Origin of the sequence: Sphingomonas pollutisoli, assembly GCF_029167165.1 — a bacterium.
Taxonomy (GTDB): domain Bacteria; phylum Pseudomonadota; class Alphaproteobacteria; order Sphingomonadales; family Sphingomonadaceae; genus Sphingomonas; species Sphingomonas pollutisoli.
In genome coordinates this window covers 55,493-70,362 of record NZ_JARFNJ010000014.1, presented here as the reverse complement: position 1 = coordinate 70,362, position 14,870 = coordinate 55,493, and the positions used below count along the sequence as shown (strand labels likewise).

At 66.6% G+C, this 14,870-nt stretch carries 20 protein-coding genes; 14 read left to right on the top strand and 6 right to left on the bottom strand.

What is annotated here, in order from left to right; genetic code table 11:
* Positions 1–17 precede the first annotated feature (17 nt).
* From PX554_RS22540 to PX554_RS22505, 8 genes are all read left to right on the top strand, one after another.
* Positions 18–776 (top strand): metallophosphoesterase, encoded by a 759-nt coding sequence (locus PX554_RS22540; protein WP_275504600.1) that lies wholly within the window; start codon positions 18–20, stop codon positions 774–776.
* A gap of 75 nt (positions 777–851) precedes the next feature.
* Positions 852–1,094, top strand: a complete 243-nt coding sequence (locus tag PX554_RS22535; RefSeq protein WP_256326109.1) for an acyl carrier protein — start codon at positions 852–854, stop codon at positions 1,092–1,094.
* A gap of 21 nt (positions 1,095–1,115) precedes the next feature.
* Positions 1,116–2,999 (top strand): HAD-IIIC family phosphatase, encoded by a 1,884-nt coding sequence (locus tag PX554_RS22530; protein WP_275504599.1) that lies wholly within the window; start codon positions 1,116–1,118, stop codon positions 2,997–2,999.
* Positions 3,000–3,007: 8 nt separating this feature from the next.
* Entirely contained in the window at positions 3,008–3,538 is a 531-nt protein-coding gene (locus PX554_RS22525) for a DUF1003 domain-containing protein (protein WP_093222613.1), read from the top strand.
* A 45-nt stretch (positions 3,539–3,583) separates the two neighbouring features.
* The gene (locus PX554_RS22520; protein WP_275504598.1) at positions 3,584–4,654 is read left to right on the top strand and encodes a glycosyltransferase family 2 protein; all 1,071 of its coding nucleotides are present in this window, start codon (positions 3,584–3,586) and stop codon (positions 4,652–4,654) included.
* A gap of 155 nt (positions 4,655–4,809) precedes the next feature.
* The gene (gene hppD / locus PX554_RS22515) at positions 4,810–5,865 is read left to right on the top strand and encodes a 4-hydroxyphenylpyruvate dioxygenase (protein WP_275504597.1); all 1,056 of its coding nucleotides are present in this window, start codon (positions 4,810–4,812) and stop codon (positions 5,863–5,865) included.
* 122 nt (positions 5,866–5,987) lie between these two features.
* Entirely contained in the window at positions 5,988–7,271 is a 1,284-nt protein-coding gene (hmgA, locus tag PX554_RS22510) for a homogentisate 1,2-dioxygenase (protein ID WP_275504596.1), read from the top strand.
* Between the two features lie 31 nt (positions 7,272–7,302).
* Positions 7,303–7,764, top strand: a complete 462-nt coding sequence (locus PX554_RS22505) for a MarR family winged helix-turn-helix transcriptional regulator (RefSeq protein WP_093222623.1) — start codon at positions 7,303–7,305, stop codon at positions 7,762–7,764.
* Here PX554_RS22505 and PX554_RS22500 read toward each other — a convergent pair.
* From PX554_RS22500 to ykgO, 5 genes are all read right to left on the bottom strand, one after another.
* Complete coding sequence (locus PX554_RS22500; protein WP_275504595.1) at positions 7,761–8,150, bottom strand: type II toxin-antitoxin system VapC family toxin; 390 nt, start codon at positions 8,148–8,150, stop codon at positions 7,761–7,763. The genes PX554_RS22505 and PX554_RS22500 overlap by 4 nt on opposite strands.
* 5 nt (positions 8,151–8,155) lie before the next feature.
* Positions 8,156–8,452, bottom strand: a complete 297-nt coding sequence (locus PX554_RS22495) for a type II toxin-antitoxin system Phd/YefM family antitoxin (protein WP_275504594.1) — start codon at positions 8,450–8,452, stop codon at positions 8,156–8,158.
* A gap of 75 nt (positions 8,453–8,527) precedes the next feature.
* The gene (locus PX554_RS22490; protein WP_275504593.1) at positions 8,528–8,671 is read right to left on the bottom strand and encodes a DUF2256 domain-containing protein; all 144 of its coding nucleotides are present in this window, start codon (positions 8,669–8,671) and stop codon (positions 8,528–8,530) included.
* A 30-nt stretch (positions 8,672–8,701) separates the two neighbouring features.
* Positions 8,702–9,307: an HAD-IA family hydrolase gene (locus PX554_RS22485; RefSeq protein WP_275504592.1), complete on the bottom strand. Its 606-nt coding sequence runs from the start codon at positions 9,305–9,307 to the stop codon at positions 8,702–8,704.
* 11 nt (positions 9,308–9,318) lie between these two features.
* Positions 9,319–9,444: a type B 50S ribosomal protein L36 gene (ykgO, locus tag PX554_RS22480; RefSeq protein WP_069205031.1), complete on the bottom strand. Its 126-nt coding sequence runs from the start codon at positions 9,442–9,444 to the stop codon at positions 9,319–9,321.
* 210 nt (positions 9,445–9,654) lie between these two features.
* On the opposite strand from ykgO, the gene PX554_RS22475 reads away from it, so the two are divergent.
* Together PX554_RS22475 and PX554_RS22470 are read left to right on the top strand one after the other, a co-directional pair.
* Positions 9,655–10,272, top strand: coding sequence for a hypothetical protein (locus PX554_RS22475; protein WP_093222629.1), 618 nt, complete (start codon positions 9,655–9,657; stop codon positions 10,270–10,272).
* A complete protein-coding gene (locus PX554_RS22470; protein WP_275504591.1) occupies positions 10,269–11,387 on the top strand; it encodes a M14 family metallopeptidase in 1,119 nt (372 codons plus the stop codon). Before PX554_RS22475 ends, PX554_RS22470 begins: the two co-directional genes overlap by 4 nt.
* Positions 11,388–11,495: 108 nt before the next feature.
* Here PX554_RS22470 and thpR read toward each other — a convergent pair whose 3' ends face one another.
* Complete coding sequence (gene thpR / locus PX554_RS22465; protein ID WP_093222632.1) at positions 11,496–12,035, bottom strand: RNA 2',3'-cyclic phosphodiesterase; 540 nt, start codon at positions 12,033–12,035, stop codon at positions 11,496–11,498.
* A gap of 123 nt (positions 12,036–12,158) precedes the next feature.
* On the opposite strand from thpR, the gene PX554_RS22460 reads away from it, so the two are divergent.
* The 4 genes from PX554_RS22460 to PX554_RS22445 all read left to right on the top strand — a co-directional run bounded on the left by PX554_RS22460 (position 12,159) and on the right by PX554_RS22445 (position 14,841).
* Positions 12,159–12,893 carry a Bax inhibitor-1/YccA family protein gene (locus tag PX554_RS22460; protein WP_093222634.1) on the top strand — a complete coding sequence of 245 codons (735 nt, stop codon included), beginning with the start codon at positions 12,159–12,161 and terminating at the stop codon, positions 12,891–12,893.
* Between the two features lie 79 nt (positions 12,894–12,972).
* On the top strand, positions 12,973–13,755 hold the full coding sequence (locus tag PX554_RS22455; RefSeq protein WP_093222635.1) for a transglutaminase-like domain-containing protein: 783 nt from the start codon (positions 12,973–12,975) through the stop codon (positions 13,753–13,755).
* 61 nt (positions 13,756–13,816) lie between these two features.
* On the top strand, positions 13,817–14,050 hold the full coding sequence (locus PX554_RS22450; protein WP_093222637.1) for a hypothetical protein: 234 nt from the start codon (positions 13,817–13,819) through the stop codon (positions 14,048–14,050).
* Between the two features lie 251 nt (positions 14,051–14,301).
* On the top strand, positions 14,302–14,841 hold the full coding sequence (locus tag PX554_RS22445; RefSeq protein ID WP_476712854.1) for a hypothetical protein: 540 nt from the start codon (positions 14,302–14,304) through the stop codon (positions 14,839–14,841).
* The last annotated feature ends 29 nt before the right edge of the window (positions 14,842–14,870 follow it).

Sequence of the window (14,870 nt, the reverse complement as noted above, 5' to 3'; positions counted from 1 at the left end):
CGTATCGAAGGCTGATCATGTTCCGCTTACCGTTCCAGAAACGTGTGCCGCCGCCACCGCCGCCGATGATCCCGCCGGGCGTGCGCGCCTATGCGATCGGCGACGTGCATGGCCGCGCCGATCTCCTGGACGCGTTGCTCGACGATGTCTTCGCCGATCATGCCCGCCGCGCCCCCGCAAGGTTGCGGCTAATTTTCCTCGGCGACCTGATCGATCGCGGCCCTGGTTCGCGCGACGTGGTGGAGCGCGTGCGCGGCCTCGTCCTGTCGGACGATCGCGTGTCCTGCATCATCGGCAACCATGAGGAAGTGTTTCTGCTCGCGCTCGACGGCGATGCCGATGCGCTCGGCATGTTCCTGCGGATCGGCGGCGACGCGACGCTCGCCAGCTACGGCATCGTCGACGAGATCTATGCCTCGGGCAGCGATGCCGAACTGATCGACGTGATGCGCGCGCGTGTCCCCGCCGAGCACGTCGCGTTTCTCTCCGGCCTCGACGATCGGGTCGAGATCGGCGGCTATCTCTGCGTCCATGCCGGCGTCCGGCCCGGCATTCCGCTCGACGCGCAGCAACCCACCGATCTGCGCTGGATACGGCAGCCATTCCTCGATCATCGCGGCGACTTCGGCAAATTCATCATCCACGGCCACACGCCGATGGGCGAGGTCGATGTCCAGCCCAACCGCATCGGCATCGACACCGGCGCGGCCTATGGCGGCAAGCTCACCGCGATCGGGCTGGAGAGCATGCAGCGCTGGTTCCTCAGCGTCGGCTGAGCGAACCGCGTTTGCGCGATTGCCTTGCCGGGCGATATGCGCCAGATCGGCGCCGCATTCGTAAGGGAAGACAGCATGAACCGCGAAGAGATCACCGGCATCGTTACCGAGATCATGTGCGACGTGTTCGATCTCGATGACCTCGAATATTCCGACGATCTCTCCGCCGAGGTGATCGACGAGTGGGACAGCCTCAGCCACATCCGCTTCATCGTCGCGGTCGAGAAGCGTTTCGGCTTCCGCTTCTCCAGCGCCGAAATCGAAGGCTTCTCCAAGGTCGGCGATCTTGTCGACAGCATCGCCGCGCATATCGCGTAAGATCCGGCTGAGCGCGCGACCGTGAGCGATCCGTTCGCCCTCCCCTGGCTGCTGCCGCCCCCGGCCGATTTCCGCGCCCGCCTCAAGGCGATCCGCACCGCGGACGGCGTCGATGCGGCTGGTTTGCGGGCGCTCGTGCAGTTCGCGCTGGACGCGACCCAGCTCGAACAGGCTGGCCGCGTCGTTTCCGCGCGTGCCGCCGATTTGGCAGACGCGGGGCTGAGGCCGCTCAAGCTCGGCATCGTCGCGTCGCACACGGCCAAGACGATCGCCTACGCGCTTCCCGCCGCCGCCTTGCGCCACGGGCTGCTGCTGAGCGTCGATCTCGCCGATTACGGGCAAGCGGCGCAGGCGCTGCTCGATCCCAGATCGAGCCTCGTCCAGGCCGCGCCAGATGTCATCCTGCTCGCGCTCGACGCCCAGGCGCTCGGCCTCGCTCGCCCTTGCCTCGATGCGAGCGAAGCCGAAGCGACCGTGACCCGCGCGCTGGACTATGTCGCCGCATTACGCGCCGGCGGACGCGATCATGCCGGCGCGCCGGTGATCGTGCAGACGCTCGTCCCCCCGGTCGAAAGTCTGTTCGGCAGTTTCGACGGCCAGCTCGCCGGCACGGTGCGGTGGCTGGTCGCCGAGTTCAACGCGCGGCTGTTGCGGGACGTCACCGGAAGCGGCGATCTGGTGCTCGACGTCGCGTTTCTCGCCAGCACGGTCGGCTTGGCGCAATGGCATGACGCGCGGCTGTGGCACGACGCCAAACTGCCTTTCGCGGTCGAGGCGCTGCCGCTCTACGCCGACAAGCTCGGCGGGCTGCTCGCGGCGTTCCGCGGGCTGTCGCGCAAATGTCTGGTGCTCGATCTCGACAATACCTTGTGGGGCGGCATCATCGGCGACGACGGGGTCGACGGCATCCTGCTCGGCCAGGGTTCCGGCACCGGCGAGGCGCATCTGGCGGTGCAGGCGTTCGCGCTCGATCTTCGCGCGCGCGGCATCGTGCTGGCGGTCTGTTCGAAGAACGAGGATGCGGCGGCACGCCTGCCCTTCACCGGACATAGCGAGATGCTGCTGCGCGAGGAGCATATCGCGGTGTTCCTCGCCAACTGGACTGACAAGGCGACGAACCTGCGCACGATCGCCGCGACGCTCAACATCGGCACCGATGCGCTCGTCTTTCTCGACGACAATCCCGCCGAGCGCGCGCAGGTCCGCCAGGAACTCCCCGAGGTGGCGGTGCCCGAGGTCGGCGCCAATCCCGCCGACTTCGTCCGCATTCTCGGGCAGGCGGGCTATTTCGAAGCCATTTCGTTCGGCGACGAGGATCGCGGTCGCGCCGCGATGTACAGCGCCAATGCCGAGCGCGCGGCGGCACTGACCAACATCAGCAACCTCGCCGACTATCACGCGTCGCTAGAGATGGTCTGCACGATCGCGCCGTTCGACGACGCCGGCCGCGCCCGCATCGCGCAGCTCGCCAACAAATCGAACCAGTTCAACCTGACGACGCGCCGCTACACCGAGGCCGATATCGCCGCGATCGCCGCCGATCCCACGCGCTTCACGATGCAGGTGCGCCTCGCCGACCGTTTCGGCGACAACGGCATGATCTCGGTGCTGATCTTCGCGCGTGGCGCGGAGGAGTGGCGCTGCGAGACCTGGCTGATGAGCTGCCGCGTCCTCGGCCGCCGGGTCGAGGAAGCGGTGCTCGCGCATGTCGCCACGGCGGCGCGCGCGGCCGGCGCGGCGCGGCTGGCGGGCGAGTATATCCCGACCGCCAAGAACGCGATGGTGCGCGATCATTTCGCCAAGCTCGGCTTCGCCAAGACGGCGGAACGCGCGGATGGCCGCACCGAATGGACGCTCGATCTAGCGACCTACGTCGCGCCAGCGTTGCCGATGAAACTGGAGTAAGCGGCGACATGGCCTCCCAATACAACCCCCTCGCCCGCATGTTCCCCGGCCGCCACCGCCAGGCGCTCGACCCCGAGGAGCGCAACGTCCTCGACAAGATCGAGTCGCGGCTGCCGATCGCGCGCGACGCCGCCGATGTCGCCGACGAACGTTCGACCTACGGCGAGCGGCTCGCCGACAAGGTCGCGGCGATCGGCGGTTCGTGGTCGTTCATCATCATCTTCACGATCATCCTGCTCGCCTGGATGCTGCTCAACAGCGACGTGCTGACGCGCTGGGGCCTCGCGTTCGATCCGTATCCGTTCATCTTCCTCAACCTGATGCTGTCGACCGTCGCCGCGATCCAGGCGCCGGTCATCATGATGAGCCAGAACCGGCAGTCGCAAAAGGACCGGCTCGCCGCGAGCCTCGATTACGAGGTGAACCTGCGCACCGAACTGGAGATCCTGCGGCTGCACGAGAAGATCGACATGGCGATCGCCGAGCGGCTCGACCGGATCGAGGCGCGGCTCGGCCTCGTCGCGCAAAGCGGGGAATAGCCGCCGTAACGGGTTTTTAGCATCGCCTGCGATACACCGCCCGCGATGATACCGGCCCCCGCCCCGACGATCAGCGTGCTGATGGCGATCCACAATGGCGCGGCGCTGGTGCGCGAGACGATCGCGGCGCTACAGGCGCAGACGTTCGGCGATTTCGAACTGATCGCGGTCGATGATCGCTCGACCGACGACAGCGTCGCGGTTTTGAGGGCGATCGGCGATCCGCGCATCCGCGTGATAGAATCGGCCGCCAACCAGGGCGTCGTGCTGGCGCGCAACACGGCGTTCTCGCACGCGCGCGGGCGCTATCTCGCCGCGCTCGACCATGACGATCTCTGCCACCCCGACAGGTTCGCCAGACAGGTCGCCTATCTCGACGCGCATCCCGACACGGTGCTGCTCGGCACCGCCGCAAACATCCTCGAAAACGGCGCGATCCTCCCCGCGACGCTCGCCGCCGCGACGACGCCGAGCGTGATCGAATGGCTGCTCAGAATCGAGAACCCGCTGGTCTGGTCGTCGGTGATGATACGCGCCGAGGCCGCGCGCAAGCTCGACATCTTCATGCGGCCCGAGCTGATCTGCGCCGAGGATTATGATCTCTATCATCGCATCGCGCGGCTCGGCACGATCGCGCGGCTCGACGCGGAACTGGTGACCTATCGCCGGCATGGCGGCGGCCTGTCGCAGCGCCGGGTCGAGGAACTGCGCGCCTGTTCGGTGTCGATCCTCGCCGACGCCCACCGCGACCACCTTGGCGACGAGGCGGAGGCGGTCGCGGCGCTGCTGGTGCGCCACGTGATGGGCCAAATCCCCGTGCCCGACCGCGCCACGCTGCGACGGCTGGGCGACGCGCTGGTGCGGTTGCAAACCCATTTCATCGAGACGCGGCGCCCCGATGCCGCCAGCCGCCGGCTGTTGCGCTGGGAGACGGCGCGGCGCTGGGCGCGGGTCGGGCGTATCGGCCTGCGCACGGGCGCGCTCGGCCTGATCGCGACCGCGAGCGTGCGGCCCGATCATCTCGGGCTGGGCTATGCCGGGTTCGACGAGTTGATCCTCTCGCGGATCGTAGGCGGCGCGCGCAATGTCGCGCGGCAGAGGCGGCGCCCAGCCTGATCGTCGCCCCGGCGCGGGCCGGGGCCGCTACGTTGCTTGGCTAGGCGGTTGCCCCAAACTCAACGGCCCCGGCCTGCGCCGGGGCGACGATCTTGGCGGGCGAAGTGAGATGGTTGCGTTTGACACCATCTGCCTGGAGGCATATCTAGTATCACATGATACAAGATACCGCCCCCGCTTCGCCGCACAACCCGCTCGGCCTCAACGGCTTCGAGTTCGTCGAGTTCACCTCGCCCGATCCGGAAAGCATGGGCCGGCTGTTCGAACAACTCGGCTTCACGCCGACCCACCGCCACCCGAGCAAGAACGTCACCCGCTACAAGCAGGGGCGCATCAACCTGATGATAAACCGCGACGAGGCCGGCCGCGTCGCCGCGTTCCGCGGCGAGCATGGTCCCTCGGCCAGCGCGATGGCGTTCCGCGTCGCGGATCCCGCCAAGGCGATGGAATGGGCGCTCGCCAATGGCGCCGAGCCGACCGAGGAAGACGACACCGTCATCCAGGGGATCGGCGGCTCGTATCTTTATTTCATCCAGGACGGCATCGACCTCTACGCCGACTGGGCCGAGCTCCCCGGCTGGCGCGAGAAGGAGGCGGCGAACAGCGTCGGGCTAGATCTGCTCGATCACCTCACCCACAATGTCCGGCGCGGGCAGATGCGCGTTTGGAGCGAATTCTACCGCACGCTGTTCGGGTTCGAGGAGCAGAAGTTCTTCGACATCAAGGGCCAGGCGACCGGGCTGTTCAGCCAGGCGATGATCGCGCCCGATCACGCGATCCGCATCCCGCTCAACGAGAGTCAGGACGACAAGAGCCAGATCGAGGAGTTCATCCGCGAGTATAACGGCGAAGGCATCCAGCATCTCGCGCTGACCACCGACGACATTTACGCCACCGTCGAGGCGCTGCGCGCGCGCGGCGTGCGATTGCAGGACACGATCGAGACCTATTACGAGCTGGTCGACAAGCGCGTTCCCGGCCACGGCGAGGATCTCGAGCGGCTCAAGCGCAACCGTATCCTGATCGATGGCGATGTCGAGACCGACGGGCTGCTGCTCCAGATCTTCACCGAAAACATGTTCGGGCCGATCTTTTTCGAGATCATCCAGCGCAAGGGCAATGAAGGGTTCGGCAATGGCAACTTCCAGGCGCTGTACGAGTCGATCGAACTCGATCAGATTCGCCGCGGCGTGGTGACGGTGGAGGGGTAAGTCCAACCCCCTCCGCGTCCACAGCCGTTCGTGTCGAGCGCAGTCGAGACACATGGCGTGGCGCGTGGGGCCATCCCTCGACTTCGCTCGGGACGAACGGGGGCGTTTGAAGGAGCCGCGAATTGACCGACTATCTCACCGGCTTCGGCAACCACTTTTCCACGGAAGCCGTGCCCGGCGCGCTGCCGATCGGGCGAAACTCGCCGCAGCGCCCCGCCTTCGGCCTCTATGCCGAGCAGCTCTCGGGCACCGCCTTCACCGCGCCGCGCCACGAGAACCGGCGGAGCTGGTTGTACCGACTGCGCCCGTCGGCCGAGCATCCGCCCTATGCGCGCTACGCGGGCGCGCCCCGCTTCGCACCGGGCACCAGCGACACGCCACTGGCGCCCAACCGGTTGCGCTGGTCGCCGATCGCCGCGCCAGTTGAGGCGACCGACCTGATCGACGGCATCACCACGATGCTCGCCAACCGCGACCCCGCCGATCTGGAGGGCGTGGCGGTCCATCTCTACGCCGCCAACCGCGACATGACGCGCCGCGCGTTCGTGAATGCTGATGGCGAGCTGCTGTTCCTGCCGCAAGCCGGCCGCCTCACGTTGCTGACGGAACTCGGCCAAATCGACGTCGCGCCCGGCCAGATCGCGCTCGTGCCGCGCGGCGTGCGCTTCCGCGCATTGCTGCCGGATGGGGCTGCGCGCGGCTATATCGCCGAGAACCACGGCGCGCTGTTTCGCCTGCCCGATCTCGGCCCGATCGGCGCCAACGGCCTCGCCAATCCGCGCGATTTCGAGACGCCAGTGGCGTGGTTCGAGGATGTCGATGCACGGTGCGAGCTTGTGCAAAAGGCGTTGGGAACTCTGTGGATAACCACGCTCGACCACAGCCCGCTCGACGTGGTGGCGTGGCATGGCAACCTCGCGCCGTGGCGGTATGACCTCGCTCGGTTCAACACGATCGGCAGCGTCAGCTTCGATCATCCCGACCCCTCGATCTTCACTTTGCTGACCTCGCCATCGGACGTACCCGGTCGCGCCAACGCCGATATCGTCATCTTCCCGCCGCGCTGGATGGTGGCGGAGGATACGTTCCGGCCGCCCTGGTTCCACCGCAACGTGATGTCCGAAGCCATGGGCCTCATCACCGGTGCGTATGACGCAAAGGCCGAGGGGTTCGCGCCCGGCGGCTTGTCGCTGCACAATCTGATGGCGGGGCACGGCCCGGACGTGGCGAGCTGGCGCGCGGCGAGCGAGGCCGAACTGCAACCACGCAAGATCACCGACACGATGGCGTTCATGGTCGAAAGCTGCTGGCCCTATCGCCCGACGCGCTTCGCGCTCGAACATGCCCAGCCCGATTACGATGCGGCGTGGGCGGGCTTCCCCAAGGCGAGTTTGCCCGCCGGTTGAACCCGGCGGCGCGGCCGCTTAGGCTGATGCGATGCCTAACGCCGCCTTGAAGCTCGACGATTTCCTCCCGTTCCGGCTCTCCTTCACCTCCAACCTGGTGAGCGACCGGATCGCGCGCGCCTATCAGGCGCTGTTCGGGCTCACGATTCCCGAATGGCGACTGGTCGCGGTGATCGCGGAAAGCGACGGCATCACCCAGCAGGCGATCGGCGCGAATACCCGCATGGACAAGGTGACGGTGAGCCGCGCTGCCATTGCCTTGGTCGAGCGCGGGCTTGTCGAGCGTGTCCCCAACGCCGGGGACCGCCGCTCGCATCTGCTGCGGCTGACCTCGGCCGGGCAGGCGCTCTACGAACAGGTCGCGCCCAAAGCCTTGGAGCTGGAGCGCCGCATTTTCGGCGGCTTCGATGCGGCACGGGTGGCGGACTTCGTCGCGATGCTGCGGGAGATCGATGCGGTGGCTTTGGGCGTGGACGCGGAAGGTAGCGATTAGGCGGGGATGAATGCCAGCGGGTGTGCAACCAACTGGCGGTCGCGCGTCAGCAGCCTCGCACCGACCCTTCGCGCATGCACAAGCAACATCTCGTCGAACGGATCGTTGTGTTCCAAGCCGGGATCGAGCGGTATCACGCAATCCGCGCCCGATAGCGGAACGAGCTCGAGGCCATGCCGCGCTACGTAAGCAAGTGCGTCATCCGGAGAAAGCACACCCTTTCGGACACCATTGCGATCGAACTTCTGCCACTTGATCCGGATTTCCCAGATAGAAATAACCGAAACGAGCAGCGAAACACCCTCATTGGCAAGGACGTCCCGCTCGCGTCGGTTCAGCCGCTCGGGGAATCGCGCCATCCAAAGCAGAATGTGGGTATCCAGCAACAGCCTCATTTACGACCAGGTTGCCAATCATCGCCAAGCCCGAACAACTCCCGACCCCAAGCCGCGTCGTTGAACTCTTCCAGCCACGCATCGTCGAGTGGCGGCCCGTCATATTTGTCGAGGCCAAGTTCCTTGCGGACGCGTTCGTTGCGCTCGAAGTCGAACCCGCCCTTCTTCTTGCGCGGCGGGCCGAGTTCGGCGATCGGTTCGCCGTTCTTGGTGATGATGACCTGCTCGCCCTTCGCCGCAGCGTCCAGCGCCGCGGCGAAATTCGCGCGAGCTTCCCGTACCGACATTTCCATCGCCAAGCTCCTTGTGTACGCGGTGTACACCAAACGGACGGCCGGCGCAATCGAGTCGGCGTAACAGCGCCTGCGCTATTCGCGCGCGCCCTGCGCGCGACAGCGGTCAGAGCAGAACTTGACGTTGTCCCAATCGCGCTGCCACTTCTTGCGCCACGCGAACGGTCGCGCGCACGCAGCGCAGATCTTGGTCGGGAGGTTGAGCTTTTTGTGCGCCATTCCACCTGAACGCGCGGGACGCGCGTGCGTCTACAGCAATCCGAAGCCGGTGAGATCGGCGCGCAGCGTCGCGGCATTCTCGAACAGCACGCCGTGGATGCCAACCGCGTTTGCGGCCGCGACATTGTCGGCACGGTCGTCGATGAATACGGCATCGGCCGCCGCCACGCCGAAACGATCGAGCGCGAGGTGATAGATCGCCGGGTCGGGCTTCGTCAGCAATTCGTCGCCCGAGACGACGATATCGCGGAAGCGATCGAAGATGTCCGCCTCACGGTCGCGGAACGGCGGCCAGAACTCGCCCGAGAAATTGGTGATCGCATATAGCGGCACACCGTTCACATCGAGCTGCTCGACGATCTCGCGCATGCCCGGCAGCATATCCCCGAGTTGCTCGATGAAGCGCGGCCCCCAGGCGGCGATCAGAGCGCTATGCTGCGGATGCGCGGCGGCGAGCTCCGCCGAGGTCTCGGCGAAGGGACGGCCAGCGTCATGCTGGAAATGCCATTCCTTGGTCGCGACATCGCGCAGGAACGCATCGAGCGCCCGATCGTCGTCGATCAGGCGCTCGTAGAGGAACCGTGGGTTCCAGTCGAACAGGACATTGCCGACGTCGAAAATGACGACAGACGGCATCGCCGCCACGATCAGCCCTGGCGGGCCTTGAAGCGGCGGTTGGTCTTGTTGATGATATAGGTGCGGCCACGGCGACGGATCACGCGGTTGTCGCGATGCCGGTCCTTGAGCGACTTCAGGGAATTGCGGATCTTCATGATCGATTCGCTTCTTGGTTCAGGGGTTCGTGAAAAGAGGCGCTCGCCTATAGTCGCGCCCCCGCCAAGTCAAGGCGGCGCGCCCGGTAAAAATCTCATGCCGCCGACACATTGCTGACAAATCCTTGCGGCTCAAGCGGGATACGATAACGCCGCGTGAGCGTTCCACCAGGGTAACGAGCGCGTTCGTAAGGGTAAGGAATCACGATAATGAAAGCCTTGATTGCAGCGGCGATGGCCTTCCCCGCGCTGGCGCTCGCGGGTTGCGCGACGACGGGCGGAAGCCCCGTGCAGGTGACCCGCTTCAACATCGGCGAGCCGCTCGAGACCGGCACGCTCGCCGTCCAACCCATGCCGGGAGGCTCGCCCGCCAGCCTCGAATTCAAGACCTACGCCGCCGCGGTGCAGACCGAGGCGCTGAAATATGGCTATGGCGTGCCGGCGGCGGGCGAACCCGGCCAGTTCCTCGCCATCGTGGGCTTCGCCCGCACCACCGAGGAGGACGGCCCGGCGCAGCGCTCCGGCGTATCGCTGGGTCTCGGCGGCGGCGGCTTCACCGGCGGGCGGCGCAGCGGCGGCGGGGTCGGCCTCGGCGGCGGCATCTCGTTCCCGATCGGCAAGCCCAAACAGCGCTACGTGATCCTCACCGAACTGTCGGTGCAGATCAAACGCCGCAGCGATTCGACCGTGGTGTGGGAAGGCCGCGCGCGCACCGCCACCCCCGAGACGGCGGCGGCCGCGCAAGCGGACGTCACCGCGCACAAACTCGCCGATGCCCTGTTCCGGGGCTTCCCCGGCAAATCGGGCAGCACTATCACGGTACGATGAGCATCAGCATCAACGCCGCCTTCGACAGCGGCAACATTCGCGTGGTCGGGATCGACGGCGATGTCGTCACGCTGGAAATCGTCACCGACAAGGACAGCGATTTCTACCAGTGGTTCCACTTCCGGGTGGCGGGTGCGCGCGGCCGCGCGCTCACCTACCGGATCGTCAACGCCGCCGGATCGGCCTATCCGCCGGGCTGGCCGGGCTACAAGGTGCGGATGAGCACCGATCGCGAGACGTGGCGGCTCGCGCCGACCCGCTATGCCGATGGCGCGCTGGAGTTCGGCTCGGACGGGAGCAGCGATCTCGTGTGGTTCGCCTATTTCGCGCCGTACACGATGGACCGGCATGACGCCCTGATCGCGCGGATGGCGCGGCAACCCGGCGTCACCCACCGCGAGCTCGGCCAGACGCTCGACGGGCGCGCGATCGACTGCCTGACGCTCGGCGACGGGCCGAAGCCGGTGTGGCTCTACGCGCGCCAGCACCCCGGCGAGACGATGGCCGAGTGGTGGATCGAGGGCGCGCTCGAACGCCTCACCGACGCCGCCGACCCGGTGACGGCGGCGTTGCGTGCCAAGGCGACCTTCCACATCGTCGCCAACATGAACCCCGACGGCAGCTTCCGCGGCCATCTGCGCACCAACGCGGCGGGCGTGAACCTCAACCGCGAATGGCATGCGCCGACCTTGAAGAGGAGCCCCGAGGTGCTGTGCGTGCGCGACGCGATGGACGCGACCGGCGTCGCCTTCGCGATGGACGTTCACGGCGACGAATCGATCCCGGCCAATTTCATCGCCGGGTTCGAAGGCATTCCCAACTGGACCGACGCGCAGGGCGAAAAGTTCTACGATTTCCAGCGCCGCCTCACCGCGCATACGCCCGATTTCCAGATGGAGCAGGGCTATGGCAAATCGGCGCCCGGCAAGGCCAATCTCACCATGTCGACCAACCAGCTCGCCAACCGCTTCGGCGCGGTGGCGATGACGCTGGAGATGCCCTTCAAGGACCATGACGCCAATGCCGATCCCGACTTCGGCTGGTCGCCCGAGCGGTGCAAGCGGCTCGCGCGATCGTGCCTGGAAGTGCTGGCGGACATGATCGACGGGATCTGAGCGCCGCCGACTGCCCGACCATCCGTTCGTGTCGAGCGCAGTCGAGACACCGTGCGTATTGCATGAGGCATGTCTCTCGAGTTCGCTCGGGACGAACGGGTGGTCGGCTCACCCCAGCGGCCACCGCGCGACCGTGTCGTAGCGCGCCCCCTCGCTGCCGAGCGTGCTTTCGAACAGGATCAGATGCTCCATCGCGAACGGCGCGCTCGCCAGCCCCGCCTGCGCCGCGCGCCAGCGCTCGATCTCCTGAGGATCGGCGATGCGCGGCACGCGCGCGAGCGTGATGTGCGGCAGATAGGCGCGGCCCTCGGGCGCCAGGCCGAGCCGCACCAGCGCGTGATCGACCTTGCGGTGGAGCGCCGCGAGCGCATCATGCGGCGTCAGCCCCGCCCACACGGCATCGACGCGCCCGCGCCGCTCGAACGCACCCACCCCCGCCACCGCCGCCGTGATCGCGCCGGCATGGACATGGCCGAGCGCGGCCGCGACATCCTCGGCCATGCGCCGGTCCACCTCGCCGATATAGCGGATCGTCAGGTGTAACTGGTCGTCGTCCTGCCACCGCGCGTCGGCGATGCCGTGCATCGCTTCGGCGAGGTGCTCGCGAATCGCGCGCGGCGGGCGGAGAGCAACAAAAAGTCGATGCATGGCAACACACCATTAACAGAAGACAACGACATCCTCCTTAGGCGGATTTGCTTGAAAACCCCCTCGCAAACGCCGATATTCGCGAAGAACCGGCACATGGCCGGTCCAAGGAGATGTACTACAATGGCCAATTGGTCTGATCCCCGTCCCGGCGCAGCCCCCTTCGGGGCGGACTCCGCGGCGCGCGCAGGCGCGTTCGACGCGGGTCTGCGCCGCTATATGGTGTCGGTCTACAACTACATGCTCTCGGGCGTGCTGCTGAGCGGCATCGTCGCCTTGGGCTTCGTCGCCAGCGGCATGGCCGCGCAGGTGTTCGGCGGCCCCGGCCTGCTCAAGTGGGTCATCAGCTTCGCGCCGCTCGGCTTCGTGTTCGGCATGAGCTTCGGCGGTGGCCGCATGTCCGCCGGCGCGCTTCAGGCGATGTTCTGGGGCTTCGCGGTGGCGATGGGCCTCTCGCTATCGACGATCTTCCTGGTCTACTCGCCGGTCGCGATCGCGCAGGCGTTCTTCGCGGCGGCGGCGGCGTTCGGTGGCCTCAGCCTCTACGGCTACACCACCAATCGCAACCTGTCGGCGATGGGCACCTTCCTGATCATGGGCCTGGTCGGCCTGATCGTGGCGAGCCTGCTCAACCTGTTCTTCCGCTCGGGTCCGCTCGAGCTGGTCATCAGCTTCGTCGGCGTGCTGATCTTCGCGGGCCTCACCGCCTACGATACGCAGCGGACCAAGAGCCTGTATGCGCAGGTGGCGGGCACCGGTGCCGAGCAGCACACGATCATCATGTCGGCGCTGAGCCTCTACCTCGACTTCATCAACATGTTCCTGTTCATCCTGCGTCTGTTCGGCAACCGCAACTAAGCGGCGTCACAAACGTCTGATATCGCGAGGGCCCGGCGGAGCGATCCGCCGGGCCTTTCGCTTGCCCTGAAGGATCACGATGCGCCTCAAGATCGACGTCGAACTGGACTATGATATCGACGGCGCGACCGACATGCTGCTGCTGGTTCAGGCGGCGGCGATGGCGGACCAGCACCTGGACTATGACGATCTGCGGGTTTCCAGCAACGAGCCGCTGCGCGGGATGCCGGGCGCGGATGGCGTCGGCGTCCGCTGCTGGGCGCTTGCCGAAAACCGCTTCCACGCCACCTATCAGGCGGTCGTGACCATCGAGCGCGACGATGTCGCGCTCGCGTCGCTCGGTGAGACCGCGCCGCGGCTGCTGCCGCCCGAGGCGGTGCCATACCTGATGCCGAGCCGCTATTGCGAGTCGGACCAGTTCCACGGTTTCCTCGAACAGACGTTCGCGGGCCTGCGCGGGGGTGCGCTCGCCGCGGCGCTCGCCGAATGGGTGGGCGATCACCTCACCTACGCCACGGGCAGCAGCACCGGCGCCACCACGGCGCTGATGACCTTCGCCAATCGCCAGGGCGTGTGCCGGGACTATGCCCATCTGCTCGTCGCGCTCGCCCGCGCCGGCGGCATCCCCGCGCGCTGTGTCTCGGCCTATGGGCCAGGCGTCGAGCCGTCCGATTTCCACGCGGTCGCCGAGCTATGGCTGGATGGGGCGTGGCGGCTGGTGGACGCGACGGGCATGGGCAGCGCGCGCGATCTGGTGCGGATCGCGGTCGGGCGCGACGCCACCGACATCGCCTTCATGACCACCTTCGGCGCCGCGATGCTCAACCAGCAGCAGATCGTCGTCACTTGCCTCGACGAATGAGCCGCTGGAACGCGGCCTGTGTTTCAGTCGTTCTACCCGCGTAACCGCTAGGAGAACGGCAATGAGTGAGGACGACGATTCCCGCAAGGATGCGGGCCGGGACGAGTCGATCACCGCGCGACTCGAGCGCGACCCGGCGAATGCCGAGGCCAAGCTCGACCGCGGCCTGGATGAATCGATGGACGCGAGCGATCCGCCCTCGACCAGCCAGCCCAAGAGCAACGACGCGCCGCCAGCCTCCTCCGGCTATGACGAGGACGCGGAACGCAAGCTGCAGCAAGAAAAATCCGCCTGATGCGCTCCGCCCCCGCCGCCTGTCGGCGGGGGCGGCAACGTGATGCAAGTCGCCTGCCCAGACACAAATGTCGCCCGCGTTACCGTAACGTTGCAGTTCGATCTCCGTTCGTCGCAACCTTTGTTGCATCGCAACACGTAATATGATGCGATGTGAATATCGGGCGACGGTGCGTTCAGCATGGCCTCAACCATCTCGGCGCATTCTCGCCCGGTTCAACGGTCGAGCGGGGTGGATTTATGGGTGCGCGCATGAAGCCGGCAAATGGTGCGGTCACGCTGGCGGAGATGAAGGAATTCGCGGGGTTTTCGTCGGCGACTCAGCGCTATGTGCGCCGGTCGCTCGATATCGGTCTGGACCGCGACGATGCGATGAGCCGCTGGTCGCGCGACGTTGTCGAGGCGGCGAGCATCCGCGCGCAGGCGCGGCTCTACAGCCGGCTTCCGGACATCCGGCTGATGATCCCTGACGATAGCGGCCTCGATGCGATCGAACCGTTCCTCGGCCCCTTGATGACGGTGACGGCGTTCGATCTCGGCCAAGGGCGGCTCACCACCTTTTCGGCCTATCGCTTCCTGTACGAGCGCCTGATCGGTGCCGAGGTGCGGCCGTGGCTACCCGCCGCCTTCTGCGCGGCGGCGGCGCTGCCGCAACTGCACCCCGATCTCCGGCGCAAGCTGCTCCAGTCGATCAGCGAAGCCGCGGCGACCGCATCGGGTTGGTCGAACCGGCAGCCGGCCTTCTATCCGAAATGGGTCGAGAAGGTCGAACCCAACGCGGTGCGGAACTGAACGACAATTCCTGATCTCCTCCCCTCCCG

Excerpts from the sequence above, each read along its gene's own strand:
- PX554_RS22540 (WP_275504600.1), top strand. The coding sequence starts at position 18 with ATGTTCCGCTTACCGTTCCAGAAACGTGTGCCGCCGCCACCGCCGCCG.
- PX554_RS22535 (WP_256326109.1), top strand. The coding sequence starts at position 852 with ATGAACCGCGAAGAGATCACCGGCATCGTTACCGAGATCATGTGCGAC.
- PX554_RS22525 (WP_093222613.1), top strand. The coding sequence starts at position 3,008 with ATGGCCTCCCAATACAACCCCCTCGCCCGCATGTTCCCCGGCCGCCAC.
- PX554_RS22520 (WP_275504598.1), top strand. The coding sequence starts at position 3,584 with ATGATACCGGCCCCCGCCCCGACGATCAGCGTGCTGATGGCGATCCAC.
- hppD (WP_275504597.1), top strand. The coding sequence starts at position 4,810 with ATGATACAAGATACCGCCCCCGCTTCGCCGCACAACCCGCTCGGCCTC.
- PX554_RS22505 (WP_093222623.1), top strand. The coding sequence starts at position 7,303 with ATGCCTAACGCCGCCTTGAAGCTCGACGATTTCCTCCCGTTCCGGCTC.
- PX554_RS22495 (WP_275504594.1), bottom strand. The coding sequence starts at position 8,452 with ATGGAAATGTCGGTACGGGAAGCTCGCGCGAATTTCGCCGCGGCGCTG.
- PX554_RS22490 (WP_275504593.1), bottom strand. The coding sequence starts at position 8,671 with ATGGCGCACAAAAAGCTCAACCTCCCGACCAAGATCTGCGCTGCGTGC.
- PX554_RS22485 (WP_275504592.1), bottom strand. The coding sequence starts at position 9,307 with ATGCCGTCTGTCGTCATTTTCGACGTCGGCAATGTCCTGTTCGACTGG.
- ykgO (WP_069205031.1), bottom strand. The coding sequence starts at position 9,444 with ATGAAGATCCGCAATTCCCTGAAGTCGCTCAAGGACCGGCATCGCGAC.
- PX554_RS22475 (WP_093222629.1), top strand. The coding sequence starts at position 9,655 with ATGAAAGCCTTGATTGCAGCGGCGATGGCCTTCCCCGCGCTGGCGCTC.
- PX554_RS22470 (WP_275504591.1), top strand. The coding sequence starts at position 10,269 with ATGAGCATCAGCATCAACGCCGCCTTCGACAGCGGCAACATTCGCGTG.
- thpR (WP_093222632.1), bottom strand. The coding sequence starts at position 12,035 with ATGCATCGACTTTTTGTTGCTCTCCGCCCGCCGCGCGCGATTCGCGAG.
- PX554_RS22460 (WP_093222634.1), top strand. The coding sequence starts at position 12,159 with ATGGCCAATTGGTCTGATCCCCGTCCCGGCGCAGCCCCCTTCGGGGCG.
- PX554_RS22455 (WP_093222635.1), top strand. The coding sequence starts at position 12,973 with ATGCGCCTCAAGATCGACGTCGAACTGGACTATGATATCGACGGCGCG.
- PX554_RS22450 (WP_093222637.1), top strand. The coding sequence starts at position 13,817 with ATGAGTGAGGACGACGATTCCCGCAAGGATGCGGGCCGGGACGAGTCG.
- PX554_RS22445 (WP_476712854.1), top strand. The coding sequence starts at position 14,302 with ATGAAGCCGGCAAATGGTGCGGTCACGCTGGCGGAGATGAAGGAATTC.